We start from the raw sequence: 16,875 nt of genomic DNA on the forward strand, positions 1-16,875 counted from the left end.
TATCAGAACTTTACAAAAAAAACGATTTTGGCTAAATTCAGATTTATGTTAACAAAGATCTGATTATAATACGCTGTTTGGAGGTGTTCAACTCCATTAACCCGAACACGAAGGAGTGCGCCATGTACAGGAAATTTTTTATATTAACGATTCTTCTCGGTTTCTTTTTGGCCCCGCAGGCAATCGCCCAAAACATGAAAATGAATCTCAACGCAGTTTATCCCGCCTCCAATTTCCATACTCAGGGTGCAGCGCAATTCGGCGAACTGGTGGAACAATACACAGACGGCGAAATAAAGATTACTGTGCATTCCGGCGGCAGTTTGGGATTTAAGGGAGAGGAACTGCTCAAGGCCGTCGGTGACGCATCGGTTCCCATGTCAGACATCCTGATGGGCGTGGTTTCGGGCAGCGAGGAGATATTCGGCCTGAGCACTTATCCGCGCATTGTAACTTCCTATGAAGAGGCAAGAGAGCTTTATGAAGCAGCCCTGCCCTATTACCAGGAAGCCTGCCGGAGATGGAACCAGAAACTTCTGTATGCGGCTCCCTGGCCGCCCAGCGGACTGTTCACAAAGGACCGGGTGGATTCCATAGAAGACATCGACGGACTGAAAACCAGGACCTACGACAAAAACGGGGCCAAATTTCTCAGAAAGGCCGGCGGCAGCCCCCAGTCCATGCCCTGGGGCGAAGTCTACTCCGCTCTGAACACCGGTCTTATCGATTCTGTGCTCACTTCGGCAACTTCGGGCAAGGACGGCAAATTCTGGGAGGTTCTCGACCATTTCACAAAAATTAATTTCGCCTATCCCTTAAACATGGTCACAATAAACCTGGACTACTGGAATTCCATGAGTGAAGATCAGCAGGAAGCAATGCTGCGGGCCGCCCGGGAAACAGAAAAGGCCCAATGGGAAGCCTCCAGGCAGAGCAACCGGGACTCCCTTAAAGCCATAGAGGAAAACGGCATCCGGATCACAGAGGTCAACGAGGATTTTGGTGAGCAGCTCGACAGGATATCCGAAGAAATCTTTAAGGAATTCAAGGCCGAGGCCGGCGAGGAAACCAAAAAAGCCTTGGAATCCATAGGAATGTAGACATTGTCCAGAATCAGCGCATTCATCGAAGGCCTCTGCAGGGCAGGGGCCTTTCTTTCTGCAATCTGCATGGCCGCCATCGTGATTCTGATTGTGCTGGAGATATTGCTGCGCACGTTTTTCGGCTTCTCCACCATGGTCAGCAGTGAGTTCAGCGGGTATCTGCTGGTGGGCATGGTGGCAATGAGCCTGGGCTATACGCTCCAGCACGAGGCGCATATCCGCATAACCCTGATCTGGGGCGTTTTGCCGTTGAAATGGAAAAACAGGGTGGATATTGCGGTGGCGGCCGTTTCAGTGGCTGTAACCGGTTTTGCTCTTTACCATTCAGTTCTGCTGGTCCAACAGACATACAGCCGGGGCATGACGGCCGACTCCATTTCTGAAACCCCCCTATGGATACCGCAGACCGCAATACCCGTCGGCCTGTTTTTGTTTCTGCTCCAACTGGTAAACTTCATCCTCCGGAGGGTCAGGCAATGATCAGCAGCCCCCTGACACTGGCACTGGTGCTTTTGCTGGTAATGTTCGGCTTTCTTCTTTCCAGTAAATGGATAGGGTTTTCCCTGATCAGCACCGGTATCATCGGGCTTGTGCTGTATGACGCCAATTTGCCGCCTGTTTTGTCCATCTGGGACAAAGCAGGCACACTGCTTGCCAACTCCATATGGAACAGCCTGAATTCCTGGGCGCTGAGCGCCCTGCCGCTTTTTATACTCATGGGAGAGATCCTGTACCGGACCGCCATCTCCACCAAATTGCTAAACGGCCTGGTGCCATGGCTGACCAGAGTTCCGGGAAAACTCTACCATATCAATATTCTTGCTTGTTCCTTGTTTGCGGCCGTATCGGGTTCCAGCGCGGCCACCACTGCAACCGTGGGAAACATCACTTTAAGCGAACTCAAAGAGCGCGGCTATGACAAGAAACTGGCCCTGGGCTCCCTTGCAGGGGCCGGGACCATGGGGTTTCTGATCCCTCCCAGCCTTATCATGATTATTTACGGAGTCCTTTCAGACACCTCAATCGGCAAGCTTTTTATCGGCGGCATTATTCCCGGGCTGATGCTGGCTTTTTTCTATTCCGCCTACATCGCCCTGCAATGCCTGCTTCATCCGGAATATGTCCCCGTTAAACGGGACAATTACACCTGGGGCCAGAAGCTGAGGGCTTTAAAGGAAATTCTGCCGGTTTTTGCCCTTATATTCGTGGTGCTGGGCGGAATATACCTTGGCATGACAACTCCCACGGAGGCAGCCGCAATAGGCGTTGTCGGCTCCCTGGTTCTGGCATGGGGCTTTCGCAATCTGACCCTGAAAAATCTCATGGAATCGTTCATGGCTGCAGTCCGGACCACTGCCATGATCTGCTTTATTATCGCCGGAGCGGCTTTTCTGTCCCAGATGGTCGGATTCGTTGGTATTGCCAATGCACTGAGCCGCTATATCGTAAGCCTGGAACTTTCGCCCTACGTGTTGATCCTGGTGGTTGGATTCATGTATATTCTGCTGGGCATGATACTCGACGGCATCTCCATTGTGGTCATGACCCTGCCCATTGTTCTTCCCATAGTTGTCAATGCGGGCTTTGACCCCCTGTGGTTCGGCATCTACCTGGTATTCATGGTGGAGCTGTCCCAGATTACGCCCCCGGTCGGGTTCAGCCTCTTTGTGATCAATCACATCTCCAGGGAAAACATGTACACCATACTCAGGGCCACCTTTCCTTTTTTTCTGATCATGATCCTCATGGTGGTTTTGGTCACCATGTTTCCGCAAATCGTGTTCTTTCTCACAGACAAAGTATAACCCAAACTGAGCGATTTCCAATTTTGACACATTCGTAAAAGGTCGGTTTTCAGATGGCGCTGTAAAAAGTTCAAGATCAAGGCTTGCGCGATTTTGAAGAATGCAGCGTAGTTATCCGTACGTGAAATTCTGAGAAATCGCGCGTAACGCAGATATTGGACTTTTTACGGTGCCATCAATTTTGCCGCATCTACTGTGAAATAAACCATGCCTGATGCCAAAATATTTTACGGCTGGTACATTGTCGGTGCTTGTTTTCTGCTCTGTTTTCTGTTTGCCGGGGCGGGGTTTTATTCCTTTAGCATTTTTATCGAGCCCATTGAAAAACAATTCGGCTGGAATAGGGCGGCCATATCCCTGACCATGTCCATTTATCTGGTCACCGGCGGCCTGATGGGCCCGGTCCACGGCCGGCTGATCGGCCGCTTCGGGCCCCGTCGGGTCATGCTGGTCTGCGCTGTGGGGGCCGGGGCATGCTTTGTTCTGGTGAGCCTGACCCGGTGGCTGTGGTATTTTTACCTGGTTTACGCCCTGCTGGCGGCAACCGTGTGCGGCATGGGCGTGGTGCCGGTCTCCAGTCTGCTTTCCAACTGGTTTGACCGCCGCCGGGGCACGGCCACCGGAATCGCCCTGGTGGGGATATCGGCCGGCGGCCTGCTGCTGGCGCCCATGGTGGGGCTGGTGACCGCAGTCTGGGGCTGGCAGACATCTTTTGTGATTATCGGGCTTATGGTATGGTGTATTGCCCTGCCAGTGGTTTTTTTCGTGATCCGGGACCGGCCCGATCAGTTGGGGCTTGTGCCTGAAGGAGGTGGCAGGTCGGTTTATGGTCAGGCCGAAGCCGGCGGGCAAACCGATTTTCAGGCCCTGGGCCGGCCGGCCGGAGAGGTCCTGCGCACCCGGGCCTTCTGGTGTATCTTTTTGTCCTTTTTTCTGGCCCCCATGGCCCAGATGGGGGTGCTCCAGCACCAGGTGCCCCTGATTATGGACACAGGCATGTCCCATGCCTATGCCTCTGTGGCCCTGGGGGTGACCGCCGGTGTGGGCGGGCTGGGCAAGCTAAGCTTTGGAAAAATGGCCGATATCTGGCCGTTTCAATACGTGATTCTGCTTTGCTTCGGGCTTCAGATCCTGTCTGTCCTGTTTCTGCTCACCACCCAAACCCCGGCCGGGGTCTGGGTCTATGCGGTCTGCTTCGGCTTCTCCATGGGGGGAGTGATCGTGCTGCTGCCCCTGGTGGTGGGACATTTCTGGGGTCTGCTCTCCTACGGGGTGCTGCTGGGGGTTCTCTGGGTGGCCAATGCCTTCGGCGGGGCTACGGGCACTTTTGTTTCCGGTCTGGTATATGACTGGACGGGCTCTTATAACAATGCCCTGTACCTGTTTGCCGCCGCCTATCTGGTGGCCATTGCTGCTTTTTTTGCCGCAGGCCGGCCCGGGCGCGCTTCCGGGCCGGCTTCTTTTTGATCACCAGATGATATCTGCCATGTCATGGATTATTGGTATTTCCCCTTCCATATTTTCCACGGAATCAGCATGGGGACGGTTTTCTGGTATTCACGGTATGGCCGGCCGAGATCGCGTACCAGATCCTTTTCCTCCAGCCATGCCCCGATGACAATCCATCCGCTCCAGAGCACGTTGAAAATAAGCCTGTCTGCTGTGATATCCGGACAGGACCAGATCATCAGCAATGTAAAAAAATACAAGGGGTGCCGGACGAATTTGTAGGGGCCCCGGGTTGCCAGCCCATCTGTCTCTGGCTGGGGATTTCCGGCCCCCAGCAGAAGCCAATGGTTGCCAAAACCGTCAACTGAGCGCAGTGCGCGCCCACCCCATGCAAAACCGGCAACCGAGGCTGCAAAAACCATCCGGAATGCCAGGCGGCCCACACCTTCGGCTGAAAACAGCAAACAGGAACTTTTTTGCCATGCAGTCAGCACAATTAAAAGGGCTGCCGCTGATGACAGGGAAAACAAAATCCCATGGTAAGGTTCCTGAATATATTTGCGGGCCCGGTCCTGAAACCATTTTCTGACCATTATGCTGTGCTGGAGGAAAAATGCAAGGCTAAGGCCGGCATTCAACAATAACGCCCAATAAAAACCCAGGCCGAGGTCCAGGACAGAAAAAGAGCCTGCATAAAGAAAGACCGCAAACCAGAGCAATGACCCGGCGCTCAGAACCGGAGATATCAGGGCCACGGCTTTGGCAATGGTATGATTTTCAGATTTTGCCATGTTGGGAAAGATAACACAGAAAGTTTTTTCTGCGAACCGGCTTTCCCTGCAGTGGATTTGAACTGCCCGGCCCTGCGCCAATCCGTGGCGGACAGTTCAAACCCATTTGCACTTCACCGGGACCGACAGGAACTAAAAATCCGTGAAATCGTCATCGTCCAGCGGGATGGCCCGCTCGGCATTTTCAGAATTAAAGTTTTTCTGCTCCCTTTTGGTTTCGCGGTTGGCGGCAGCGCGCTGCGGGCGGTTCTGCTCTTTATGCCGGCCGGATTGCCGAAGATCCCGGTTGTTATGGCTGGTTTTGGTCCCTTGTTCCCGAACCGATCCGATCATGGCCTCGAGTTCTGCAACCACCTTGTCCATTTCTTTGGCCTGGGCGGAAAGTTCTTCTGCCGCACTTGCCGATTCCTCAGAATCAGAGGCGTTTTTTTGAACCACCCGGTCCATTTCGGAAACAGCCGTATTGAGCTGGTCAATGCCTTCTGCCTGCTCTTTTGAGGCAGCAGTGATTTCACCCAAAAGCGTTTTTACGCTTTGTGCGCTTTCTTTAATGCTTTCAAGCTGCTTTGCCGCCTGGCCGGCGACATTAACACCGTTTTGGGCGCTTTCCTGTGATTTTTCAATCAGGGCAGAGGTGTTTTGGGCGGCTTCCGAACTGCGCTGGGCGAGGTTTCGCACCTCTTCGGCCACAACGGCAAAGCCCTTTCCGGCTTCTCCGGCCCGGGCGGCCTCCACCGCGGCGTTGAGTGCCAGCAGGTTGGTTTGAAAAGCAATATCATCTATGGTTTTTATGATTTTGGAGGTTTCTGACGAGGAATTTTTGATTTCGTCTATGGCCGCGTTGACATGCTGCATGGATTCAACCCCGGCTTCGATATTTTTTTCGCTTTCTTTAAATGCCCGGTCGGCCTCCTGCGCATTTTCCGCGTTTTGCCGGGTTTGTGAAGCGATTTCTTCAAGGGATGACGAGGTTTCTTCAAGGCTGGCGGCCTGCTGGCTTGAGCCTTCAGCCAGGGACTGGCTTGTGGCGGCCACCTGCCCGGATGCAGAGGCCACCTGCTCGGAGCCTTCTGTCAATGAATTGGCAATTCCGGCGATTTTCCGATTCAGGCCGATTGAGAAAAACACGGTTACGCAAACGGCAGCGGCAAGCACAAACAAAAATGCAATAATGTTATTGGTTAGCAAGGTGCGCATGTTGTCTGCGGCAATCGCATTTGCTTCTGTTCTGGGAAGCCCTAGAAACAGGATGCCAATGATTTCGCCTTTGCCGCTGACAACAGGATCGTATGCCGTCAGGTAGGGCTTGCCCAGAATGTCGGCCTCGCCAATATAGAGATCAGCTTTCATTACGGGTTGATAGGCATCACTGTCGGTTCCGAGATAAGTGCCGACAGCGCGGGAGCCGTCCTGTTTGCGGATGTTGGTGCTGATTCGTTTGAAATCACGGCCTTCCCGGACAAAAACCGTTGCCACCACCCCAAGATCGTCGGCGACATTGTCCACCATTTCATAATTGCCGGCGATGGGGTTGCCGTTATCATCAACAAGTTTTCCCCCGGCCAATTCCATTGCGCCATAATGATCGTCCACATATAGCTTTGCTGCATTGATATCTCCGTTTAATTTCATCTCAAGGGTATAAGTGGCCAGGCTTTCGGCCATGCGCCCTGAGTAAACATAAGAAACACCTGTTAACAAAACGCTTGTAATCACAATGAGAATGGTAAAAATTCCAATGAGCCTGGTTTTTAAGGTCAATCCCTGAAGCATGGTTTTACTCCTTTATAAAACATTAAAAATTTTTTCCTTTTTCTGTTTACGCAGACAGAGAAGGGCACAAATTCGTTTTCAGCGAAAAGGCGTTGGATAGCAATTTGTATGCCATTTGTTGTTTTATTGCGGATAAGGATATAATGCTTTTGATTTTCGCATGTTATCGAATATCTCCATTATTGCCGGCACGGGCGGAAATAAAAAAACCGGATTTCTGTGTCATAATTTTGACAAGAATCCGGTCAGTTTTTTGTCCCGGCCCGGAGTGTTTTTCACAGGCGGGTCTATGTATCAGTTGCCCAAAAGCCGCATTTTGGCTCTGCTGATCCACACATAGATGACCGGCACGTAGATCAGGGTCAGAAATGTGGACACGGCAAGCCCGGAGATGGCCACCACGGCAAGGGGTGAGAGCCTTTCCAGGCCCACGGCCAGTTCCGCGGCAATGGGGGTCATGCCGGCGATGGTGCTCAATGCGGTCATTAAAATAGGCCGGGTTCTTCTCCGGATGCCCTCTTCCACGGCAGCCATGAGCCCGGTTCCTTTTTTGCGGGCGTTTTCAATATAGTCAATGAGCAAAATCGAGTTGTTGACCACAATGCCTGAAAGCAGGATCATGCCCATGGCCGCGGGCATGCAGAAATGCCGGCCGGCCATCAGCATCCCCCAGGGCACGCCGATAAAAGCCAGGGGAATGGCCGACATGATCATCACCGGATGGGCCCAGGATCGGAAGGTGACCACCAGCACAAAATAAAGCAGCACCAGGGCCATGCCCAGGCTGCCGCCCAGACGGGTAAAGCTTTCTTCCATAAACGAGATTTCGCCGGTATGATCGATGCTGTATCCAGCCGGCAGGTCAATATCGGCCAAGGCTTCCTGCACCTGGCCGTGGAGAAATGAGATGGGCGCTTTGGCCCGGTATGCGATCACGTCCACTGTGGGCTGCAGGTCCTCCCGGGTGATCCGCGTCTGTTTCCAGTCCATGTGGATTTCAGCAATTTCGGCCAGGGGAACCGGACCGTTTGGTGCGGGCACCTGAAGGGTGGACAGCGCGCCCACGGCATCGATCTGCTCAGGGTTTAAGCGTATTTGGATCGGGTATCCGTCCTGACCGGGGACCCGGAACAGGGCCGCCTGTTTTCCGGTTGTGGCGGCGCTGAGAAAATCGGCCGTGTCTTGTTGGGATATGCCGTAATCAGCCAGTTTTTCCTGGTTTAATGCAATGATGAGTTCCGGCTTGGAAAAATCCCAGGTCCGGGAAATGGATTTTAAGCCCTTAACCTGGCTGAGCCGCTGTTTGACATTGTCTGCCAGATGGTCCAAAATTTGCGGGTCCGGCCCGGAAATCCTCACATCCACGGGCGCGGCAATGGCTGAAAGGGGCGTGGCCCCGTAGTCAAACACGTGCACGGTTTTCAGGCCCGGTATCTGAGCAAACGCCTGTCGTAAATCCGCTTCGATCTCCCACAGGGTTTCCGGGCGTTCAAAGCGGTTTTTAAAATGCACGGTCATCAACCCTTCCTGAGGAGTCTGATCGGAGCCGAAGCTGATCACCGAAGGCTCCGCGCCAACGGCCGTGGACATCCGGATATATCCCGGTGTTTCGGTGATGACCTGTTCCATTTGCCTGACCACCTGCCGCGTGCGGTCAATTGACATGTTGGGCCAGGTTTCAAAGGATACTTTGAGGATGCCCGTGTCCATGGGCGGCATCAGGTCCCGGCCGGCCAGGGGCATTTGCCGCAGCCCAATAATCAGGGCCGCGATCAAAAGAGGGGCTATCAGAAAAAACCACCGGGTGGTCCCGGCGCGAAATGCCCGGAGCATAAACTGCTGCAAGGGGGCGAGCATGGCGTCGCGTACTCGCTGGAGTGCCTTTTCCAGCCTGTTTGGGGTGTTTTCCGGTTTGAGCAGGCGCCTTGCAAATAGCGGAATTACGGTTACCGAGGCGATAAAGGAGCTGGCCAGGGCCAGGGAGAGGACCACAGTCAGGGGACGCAGGATTTTCTCGGAATAGCCGCCCACAAACATGATGGGCACCAGCACCGAGATGGTGGTGACAGTGCCGGCGAAATCAGCCAGAAAAATTTCCTTTGTGCCGTCAATGGCTGCCCTGAGGCGGGTTTTATCAGCCGGCGCATTGTGGCTTTCTATGTTTTCAATCACCACGATGGCGTCATCCACCAAAAGCCCCACTGCCAGGATCACGGCTGTCAGGGTCACGATGTTGAGTTCGTAGCCGATGAGCTTCATGCCCGCAAATGTCAGCAGAAAGGTTACGGGAATGGACACGGCTGACAGCAGGGTGATGCGCACGCGGGCCAGAAACAGAAAAATCACGCATACGGTCAGGATGACCGCATCCCGCAGGGACGTGACCAGGTTGCCCACAGAGGTGCGGATCAACTCGCCCTGGGTGTCGGCCACTTCAAAGGAAAGCTGGGCAAATTGTTTTTTGATCTCCGGCAGGGCGGCTTCAACGGACTCCAGAGTGTCGGTGACATGGCCGCCTTCGGCCCGCAGGATGTTAATGCCGATGGCGGCCTTGCCGTTGCCGTGAAAAAAAGAATCCGGGGTTTGATATGTGGTTTTGATTTCAGCAAGGTCACGCAGATACACCCGCCCCTTTTTTCCGGTGGCCATCACCACCTCGCCGAGTTGTTGGGCGTGTTTTTTCTCGCCTTTAATTTTGATCAGCACCCGGTCCTGGTCCCGAAACAGGGTCCCGCTGGGGGTATTTTTGTGCTGCCGGGAAACAGCGGCCAGCACCTGGGTAATGGAAAGGCCGTATCCCGCAAGTTTGTCCCGGTCCACTGATACCCGGATTTCGGGTTTGTAACCGCCGAAAACCTCGGCATCGGCCACGGAATCCAGGCGCAGAAGCGCTTCCTGGATTTCGTTATCTGCCATCTGCCGCACCCGGGCCATGGACAGGTGCGATCCGGGCCCGGGGGATACAGCTAGGGTGAGCACCGGAGCGGTGGCATCTGAAACCCTGAAAATCCGGGGAGGCAGCATGTCTGCGGGCAGAGAAGGCAGAATCCGGTTTAAGGCGGCGCTGACATCCGGTACCGCAGCATCCAGGCCCTTTTCATACTCGAATTCCGCTTTGACCGCAGCGGTTTCATCGCGCACCGCGGCTTCAACGCGTCGGACCTGGGCAATGCCGGCCAGTTCTTTTTCCACCTGGCGCGATACCCGGTCGGTCATGTCCTCGGCTGAAGCTCCGGGCCAGACCAGCAAAACCGCCACCTGGGGATAATTGGCGTCCGGAAACAGGTTTAAGGGCAGGGTCCGGAAACTGATCAGTCCGAAAACCACCCCCAGAAATAACAGGGCGGTAATCCCGTGGGGGTTTTTGAGGTAGGCCTCAACCCGGTTCATCTGGCCTCCCGGGTCCCGAGGGCCTTGACAGGTGTGACCCGGGTATTTTCCCCAAGACGGATGAGCATGGATTCATCGCCCACAATCACCCGGTCGCCGGGCTGGAGTTTTTCGGAAATCACAGCCAGGCGGTTTTCCCCAAAAGCCGATACATCCACATCCACGGGTGTTGCATGCTGGTTGTCCCGGAGCACAAAGACCCGCCACTGGCCTTCATATTCCAGAGCCGCCTGCTTGGGGACCACCAGGGCCTCTGAAGCGCCAAAAACCAGGTCCACGCCCACAAATGTCATGGACGGCCGGTTGAAGGGCCTGTCCGGAAGTCGGATTTCTGCTACGGCCATGCGGTTTTCATCGCCTGCCGGATAAATCTGGTCCACCGGGGCTTCAATGGTGCTGCTGTCATGGCGGATTTCGGCTGTGGTATGCTTGGATATCCGGTCTGCTGTTTGTGCGTCGAGATGGACCAGGACCCGGTATCCCCCGGCCGTGTCCTCGATTTGGTATAGGGCCTGCCCGGGTGTTACCAGATCTCCGGGATCCTTGTGCCGCCGGGTGACCACCCCGTCAAAAGGCGCCTGAATTGTTGCGTATCCCAGCGATACCCGGGCGGATTCAATACGGGCGCTCAGCGTGGATACCCGGGAGCGTGCGGAAACAAAGGCGCTTTGGGCCGCATCCAGGCTTTCCTCGGTTGCATGCCCCTTTTTGTAAAGCGCCTTTCTTCTTTCATAGCGCTGTTTGCGATCCGCCAGGTCGGCCCGGGCGCCCTTGAGCTCGGCCTTCAGTCCGGAAAGTTCCTTTTTGAGCAGCCGGTCGTCAATCTCGGCAATAACCTGGTTTTTTCGCACCCTGTCGCCGGTGTCTACTGGTACAGAATTCAGATAACCGGTGACCCGGGCGGCAATCCGGGCCGAGACCACAGGCTCGAGGATCCCCAGGTAATGCCGCGTTTGCGCCACTGCGCCTGTTTCCACCTTGCTGACATGGACGGGCAGGGCGGGAGCGGGTACCGTATCCATTCCCGAAAGTTCGGATTTGCGATGGTGCACCAGAAACACGGCTCCGGCTGCCAGCAGCAAAAGAATCAGAATCAGGAGAATTTTGGGCAGATGCTTTTTCATTGTTTTGTCCTGGAAACATGGTTGCAAAAACAGATAATATTGTAAATATATGTATTACAGGATACGCCTCGCGTCCTTGACTTAAATCAATTGTTGGCGCATTTGCCAGAGGGCAACTGCCGGATTTTCCGGCAACAGGCTTGTTTTTAGGGAGGGCAGAATGGCAGGTCACCGGATGTCTTCGTTTTCATCCCCGGGACCGGACTTGATTGAACCGCCGGGCAGGCCATTGAAAATCGCGCTGGCCGCCTGCGGTGTCTTTTTTGCGGCCGGGGTTCTCTACATTCTTTTTTCAGGCCATTTCGCGGCACTGGCTGCTGCCTCGGTTCCTGACCTGGCGTTGATTGAAAAAACCAAGGGCCTGCTGTTTGTATTCTTTACAACTGTTGTGCTGTTTTGCGTGCTTTATGCCATGCTGCTGCGTCTTGACCGGCAGCAGCGCAGGCTGCTGAATTTCGGCAACCGCCTGATAGCCGCCGAGCGGCAGGCCTCGGCCCTTGTGCTGGCCGATTCGGTTGCCCACGAGGTCAGCAACCTGCTTATGACCCTGGAATATCATGTACAGGAACTGGCGGATGCCGCCGGTGAAGAAAAAAAGGACACCCTGCAAAAGGTTTTTTCCGCCCAGGACCGACTTAAAGCACTTGCCCGGAGACTGGCCCGGGTCAGCGGCCGGGAGACCAGAAAAACGTATTTTAATATTTTTGCAGCTGTCGGCGATGCCCTGGCCTTTGCGGAAAAGCACCGCAGCCTTCGTTTCTGCAAAATTGAGCGCACGGGGCCGGCGGATTTGATGTTTATGGGCAATCTGCTTCTGGTCTACCAGATGATTCTCAATCTGGTGCTCAACGCCGCCCAGGCTGCGGGTGAGCACGGCCGTATTCGGGTGGACCTGCTTGAGCACGATGATGTTGTGTCCGTGGAAGTCCATGACAACGGTCCGGGCATTGCCCCGAATATGCGCAAAACCGTAATGGAAGCTTTTTATACCACCCGAAAAAATGGAAGCGGCCTGGGCTTGCTTTCGGTTGAGGCCTGCGCCCGGGCCCACAACGGGAATGTTGAAGTCCGTGATTCAGATCTGGGCGGGGCGTGCTTTGCTGTTTGGCTGAAAAAAACACCGGCCGTCATTGATGATCAATAACAAAAATATTGGTCCATGGGTTTTCTGTTTTCGGAGCGGGCTGAAAAGCCCGGTCTGATGATTGCGAGGAAGATATGGATACGGATTTGAAAGAAGAAATCAGCCGGCTGCCTGAAGTTCCCCCGGATGCGGCCATGGCATATAAGCAGCATCTGGGTGAAATGGTCGAAAAGGTCAATAACCGCATGCGCCGCCGGCCCGAACTGGATCTGTTGATCGGCGGCAATCCCGTGAGCATGATGTTTGACAATCACAGAAATCATGGCCTTTTTATGAGCAATGTGTTTTCTTTAAATGAATACGCGCTGCTGCTCAACACCATCCCCTGGGTTTACCGGGCATACACCGGCCGCGGTTTTTCCTTTAATTATTTTCCCGCTCATTTGCAGACGTGGCGGGATGTTCTGGAAGAAACCCTGGCGCCGGACTCTGCGGCTTGTCTGGATGCGGTCTATGGCTGGATGATTTCCAGGCATGAGAAGTTCATCCAGCTTTCAAAGCAGTCTCATGACCGAACCATGGAGCCCGATGCCCAATGGCGGCCCGTGTATGAACAGTTTCTCCAGGGCCTGTTAAGTGCAGACCGACAGGCGTCCATGGCCGTGGCAAAAAAGGCTGTGCCGGACCTGGCCAGGCTCAATGATTTTTATATCCATGTGGTCCAGCCGGCCATGTATGCCGTGGGCGCCATGTGGGAGAGGGGTGAAATCAGCGTGGCAAAGGAACATCTGGCCTCGGCCCTTGTTAACCGGGTTATGGCTGTACAGTATATCGAGCTCATGGAATCGCCCGAACAATCAAAGGGCAAAGCCGTGGTCACGGCCACGGCAAACGAGTTCCATGAAATCGGGGCCGCCATGGTGGCCAATGCCCTGGAGGCCGACGGATGGGAAATCACCTTTCTGGGCGCCAACACCCCTTCGGAGGAGCTGCTGGAATATGTTTCAGCCAGCGGCTTTGACCTGGTATGCGTTTCAATCACTGTGCCGTTTAATCTCGAATCCATTCAAAATGTCATCCAGGCCATCCGGACCTGGCCCGAAGGCCGGCAGCCCAAAATCATGATCGGCGGACAGGCGTTTGGCGGTTATCCGGAACTGCCGCAAAAGCTGGGGGCGGACGGATTTGCCGAAAATCCGGAACAGGCCGTGGCCCTGGCGGATCAATGGGGGAAAGCGATTTGCTGATGACCCTGCTGGAAGTGATCAAGGCAAATCCACTGGCGTTCCGGGTGTTTTTCAATGCAGCCGGCAGCACCCTGGCCGTGGTCACCGACAGGGACCATCGCATCCTGGCCTGCAATGATAACCTGGCCAGAAATCTCCATCTGCCGGAAAAGCCCCTGGGAAGGTTTTTGGGCGATATTTTGTGCTCCCTTGAAGGCGAAGAAGGGTTTTCCCTGCTGGTTTCCAGGCAGGACAACAGCCTGCTGCCCCAGATTTTCAGGATCTGCTACACGGAAATTCTTTTTAAATGCTATACCTTTGCGATAGAAGAAGGGTTTCTGGTGCTGGGAGACCGCCTTGGCGGCACGGACAATGAAGTGCTGGAGAGCATGTCGCTTCTCAATAACGAACTGTCCGGTCTGAGCCGGGAACTCGCCCAAAAAAACCGGGACCTGGAAAAGGCCAACCGGAAAATCACGGAATTGTCCCGCACCGATTCCCTCACGGGTCTGGCCAACCGTGCCTATTTCCAGGAGCGCTACCAGGAGGCGTTTAATCTTGCCCGTCGTCATCAGATGCCTTTGGCGGTTGTTATGATGGACCTGGATCACTTCAAGCACATCAATGACATCTATGGCCATGATGCCGGAGATGCCGTGCTGAGACACTTTGGCGGCCTTGTTCGGGAAAGCTGCCGGCAGGAGGACTTTGCCGCCCGTTTCGGCGGTGAGGAATTTATCCTGTATCTGCCCCATACAACCATAAAAGAGGCCCTATCGCTTGCAGACCGGCTGCGGCAGCGCTTGGCCGGTGCCGCCATATTGGAAAACCACTATCAGGTTACCGCCAGCATGGGTGTTGCCGGGCTGGCCCCGGATGATTCTCCCGAATCCTTGATTAAGCGGGGTGATCAGGCGTTGTATAAGGCCAAGGATGCGGGCCGCAACTGGGTTTGTGCCCTTTAAAAAAAGCGCGGCAGTCAAAAAATTTTGCATTAACAAATTGACAATTTTTTGCACAGCCGATATTTTTTATTTTATCATAACGTTTTTCAGCTCCCTTATTGGCCGTTTACCCTAAAAGACCGCACCTGGAAACAGGAGGCTTATGAAAAGGAAACGACCCTATCTCACGGCTTTTCTTCTGGTGGCCGCCGGTATTGCCATCGGTTTTCCGGTTTTTTCAATGACTTACTACACCATGGTACGCACTTCCACTCCGCAGTTCTGCGCTTCCTGCCACGAAATTGAATACGCCTACAATACGTGGAAAACCTCCACCCACGTCAACAACGCCCAGGGCTTTGTGGCCGACTGCATGGACTGCCACCTGCCCGCACCCCACGACACCGTGGATTTTTTCTATAAAAAAACCCTGCACGGCATTAAAGATATTGTGGTGCATTTCACTATGGATGAATACGACCGGGAAAAAAACCGGCAAAAAGCCTATGATTCCTTTGACAATGCCCAGTGTCAGAAATGCCATCGCAATATTTTGTATATTCCGGACAAGCGCGGGGCCATGCTGGCTCATCGCTCGGTGATCCACGCGCTACCCGGCCGGGAGAAACGATGCGTGGACTGCCACAGAGACCTGGTGCACAACCCCGCCGAGGTCTACCGCTATAAGCAGTATGAACTGAATTGATCAAAGTGTGCAACCATATGAATCATCACCCTTTTCTGACGCATGGAGGGCGGGTATGAAAAAATTATTATTCTGCACGGTGATCAGTGCCATGTTATTTTTGCTGGCTTTGCCGGCTGTTGTATCTTCCCAGGCTGAGCAGGACATGGCCAAGCAAAAGGAGTTCCGCATCGAGCGCTCCATTTCAGAGGCTGGCGTGGCCTGCATCCAGTGCCACAAACAGGAGCATCCGGGCATATTCGGTGACTGGGCAAACAGCCGGCACGCCAATGCCAATATCACCTGCATTGACTGCCACAAAGCCGAGCAAACCGATCCGGACGTGAGCAAGGAGCACTTCCAGCAGTATGAAAAAACCGATTCCCAATGGGGCAGAAAACAGTATCGGGTGCCCGTGGCCGGCGTGGTCACACCCAAGGACTGCTCCCGCTGCCACCCGGACGAGGCCGAGCAGTACAAGCGCAGCAAGCACGCCAATACCCTGGAGATCATCTGGAAAATCGATCCCTGGCTAAACAAGGGCATGAACAGCGATTTTGAGCGGGCTTCCGGGTGTTTTTACTGCCACGGCACCGTGCTGGAAACCGATGAGGAAGGCAACCTCACCCCGGAAACCTGGCCCAACGTGGGCGTGGGACGCATGAATCTGGACGGCAGCAAGGGAAGCTGCAGTTCCTGCCATACCCGGCACCGTTTTTCGGTGATGGAGGCCAGAAAACCCCAGGCCTGCGGTCAGTGCCATCTGGGTCCGGACCATCCCCAGATCGAGATTTATACCGAGTCCAAGCACGGGGCCATTTACGACAGTTTCGGTGACGAATACAACTGGGACGCCGCCCCTGGCACCTGGTCTCCGGGCGTGGATTACCGTGCGCCCACATGCGCTTCCTGCCACATGAGCGGTGCCGGCTCCACCCGCACCACCCATGACGTCACAGAGCGGCTGTCCTGGGAGATCCAGGCGCCGTTAACCGTCCGCCCCTCCGATTTCAAAGCGTTTCCCGCCAAAACCAACTGGGAGGTGGAGCGCAAGAAAATGAAGGAGATCTGTCTGCAGTGCCATGGCAACAACTGGGTGGACGATCATTACGCCACTTTTGACAAGGTGGTGGAGGAATACAACGAGGTTTATTTCAAGCCGGCCAGGGACCTGATGAACGAGCTTTATGAAAAGGGGCTGGTGGATGATGAAAAGATGTTTGATGAAAAAATAGAGGTTGAATACTATGAGCTGTGGCATCACGAAGGCCGGCGGGCCCGCATGGGAGCGGCCATGATGGCCCCGGATTATACATGGTGGCACGGGTTCTACGAGGTCAAGCACCGGTATAATTCCTTTATGAAGAAAGGCCGGGAGTTAATCGAGCACAACAAAAAGGCTGAAAAGGCACCGGATTTCCCCAATGCCACGGGCAGAACCACCCGGCCCGAGGCCATTTTCGGCAGCCAGTAACTCCGGAAGGCCGGGTCTTTCACCCGG

12 protein-coding genes and 2 pseudogenes are annotated in these 16,875 nt (G+C 54.4%); 9 read left to right on the top strand and 5 right to left on the bottom strand.

All coding sequences use genetic code 11. The features are described 5' to 3' along the window. Window positions 1-122: 122 nt before the first annotated feature. From HNR65_RS11550 to HNR65_RS11565, 4 genes are all read left to right on the top strand, one after another. The gene (locus HNR65_RS11550; protein WP_181551662.1) at window positions 123-1,100 is read left to right on the top strand and encodes a TRAP transporter substrate-binding protein; all 978 of its coding nucleotides are present in this window, start codon (window positions 123-125) and stop codon (window positions 1,098-1,100) included. Between the two features lie 3 nt (window positions 1,101-1,103). Beyond that, the gene (locus HNR65_RS11555) at window positions 1,104-1,583 is read left to right on the top strand and encodes a TRAP transporter small permease subunit (protein ID WP_181551663.1); all 480 of its coding nucleotides are present in this window, start codon (window positions 1,104-1,106) and stop codon (window positions 1,581-1,583) included. Beyond that, window positions 1,580-2,908 (top strand): TRAP transporter large permease, encoded by a 1,329-nt coding sequence (locus HNR65_RS11560; RefSeq protein ID WP_181551664.1) that lies wholly within the window; start codon window positions 1,580-1,582, stop codon window positions 2,906-2,908. The genes HNR65_RS11555 and HNR65_RS11560 overlap by 4 nt, the downstream gene beginning before the upstream one ends. A gap of 207 nt (window positions 2,909-3,115) precedes the next feature. After that, on the top strand, window positions 3,116-4,375 hold the full coding sequence (locus tag HNR65_RS11565; protein ID WP_181551665.1) for an MFS transporter: 1,260 nt from the start codon (window positions 3,116-3,118) through the stop codon (window positions 4,373-4,375). 29 nt (window positions 4,376-4,404) lie between these two features. Here HNR65_RS11565 and HNR65_RS11570 read toward each other — a convergent pair whose 3' ends face one another. The 5 genes and pseudogenes from HNR65_RS11570 to HNR65_RS11585 form a co-directional block, all read right to left on the bottom strand. Continuing rightward, window positions 4,405-5,148, bottom strand: a complete 744-nt coding sequence (locus tag HNR65_RS11570) for a methyltransferase family protein (protein ID WP_181551666.1) — start codon at window positions 5,146-5,148, stop codon at window positions 4,405-4,407. A 365-nt stretch (window positions 5,149-5,513) separates the two neighbouring features. Then, window positions 5,514-6,345 (bottom strand): annotated as a pseudogene (locus HNR65_RS18300) (methyl-accepting chemotaxis protein); the annotation flags it as partial. A gap of 6 nt (window positions 6,346-6,351) precedes the next feature. After that, window positions 6,352-6,921 (bottom strand): annotated as a pseudogene (locus tag HNR65_RS18305) (Cache 3/Cache 2 fusion domain-containing protein); the annotation flags it as partial. Window positions 6,922-7,215: 294 nt separating this feature from the next. Next, a complete protein-coding gene (locus HNR65_RS11580; RefSeq protein ID WP_181551668.1) occupies window positions 7,216-10,311 on the bottom strand; it encodes an efflux RND transporter permease subunit in 3,096 nt (1,031 codons plus the stop codon). Further along, complete coding sequence (locus HNR65_RS11585; RefSeq protein ID WP_181551669.1) at window positions 10,308-11,435, bottom strand: efflux RND transporter periplasmic adaptor subunit; 1,128 nt, start codon at window positions 11,433-11,435, stop codon at window positions 10,308-10,310. The genes HNR65_RS11580 and HNR65_RS11585 overlap by 4 nt, the downstream gene beginning before the upstream one ends. 160 nt (window positions 11,436-11,595) lie before the next feature. On the opposite strand from HNR65_RS11585, the gene HNR65_RS11590 reads away from it, so the two are divergent. From HNR65_RS11590 to HNR65_RS11610, 5 genes are all read left to right on the top strand, one after another. Then, window positions 11,596-12,579, top strand: a complete 984-nt coding sequence (locus HNR65_RS11590; RefSeq protein ID WP_181551670.1) for an ATP-binding protein — start codon at window positions 11,596-11,598, stop codon at window positions 12,577-12,579. Window positions 12,580-12,653: 74 nt separating this feature from the next. After that, on the top strand, window positions 12,654-13,766 hold the full coding sequence (locus HNR65_RS11595; RefSeq protein WP_181551671.1) for a cobalamin B12-binding domain-containing protein: 1,113 nt from the start codon (window positions 12,654-12,656) through the stop codon (window positions 13,764-13,766). Further along, complete coding sequence (locus HNR65_RS11600) at window positions 13,745-14,710, top strand: GGDEF domain-containing protein (RefSeq protein WP_181551672.1); 966 nt, start codon at window positions 13,745-13,747, stop codon at window positions 14,708-14,710. The genes HNR65_RS11595 and HNR65_RS11600 overlap by 22 nt, the downstream gene beginning before the upstream one ends. Before the next feature lie 142 nt (window positions 14,711-14,852). Next, on the top strand, window positions 14,853-15,395 hold the full coding sequence (locus HNR65_RS11605; RefSeq protein ID WP_181551673.1) for a NapC/NirT family cytochrome c: 543 nt from the start codon (window positions 14,853-14,855) through the stop codon (window positions 15,393-15,395). A gap of 55 nt (window positions 15,396-15,450) precedes the next feature. Further along, the gene (locus tag HNR65_RS11610) at window positions 15,451-16,848 is read left to right on the top strand and encodes a multiheme c-type cytochrome (protein WP_181551674.1); all 1,398 of its coding nucleotides are present in this window, start codon (window positions 15,451-15,453) and stop codon (window positions 16,846-16,848) included. Window positions 16,849-16,875: the final 27 nt, after the last annotated feature.

Origin of the sequence: Desulfosalsimonas propionicica, from assembly GCF_013761005.1 — a bacterium.
GTDB classification, from domain to species: Bacteria; Desulfobacterota; Desulfobacteria; order Desulfobacterales; family Desulfosalsimonadaceae; genus Desulfosalsimonas; species Desulfosalsimonas propionicica.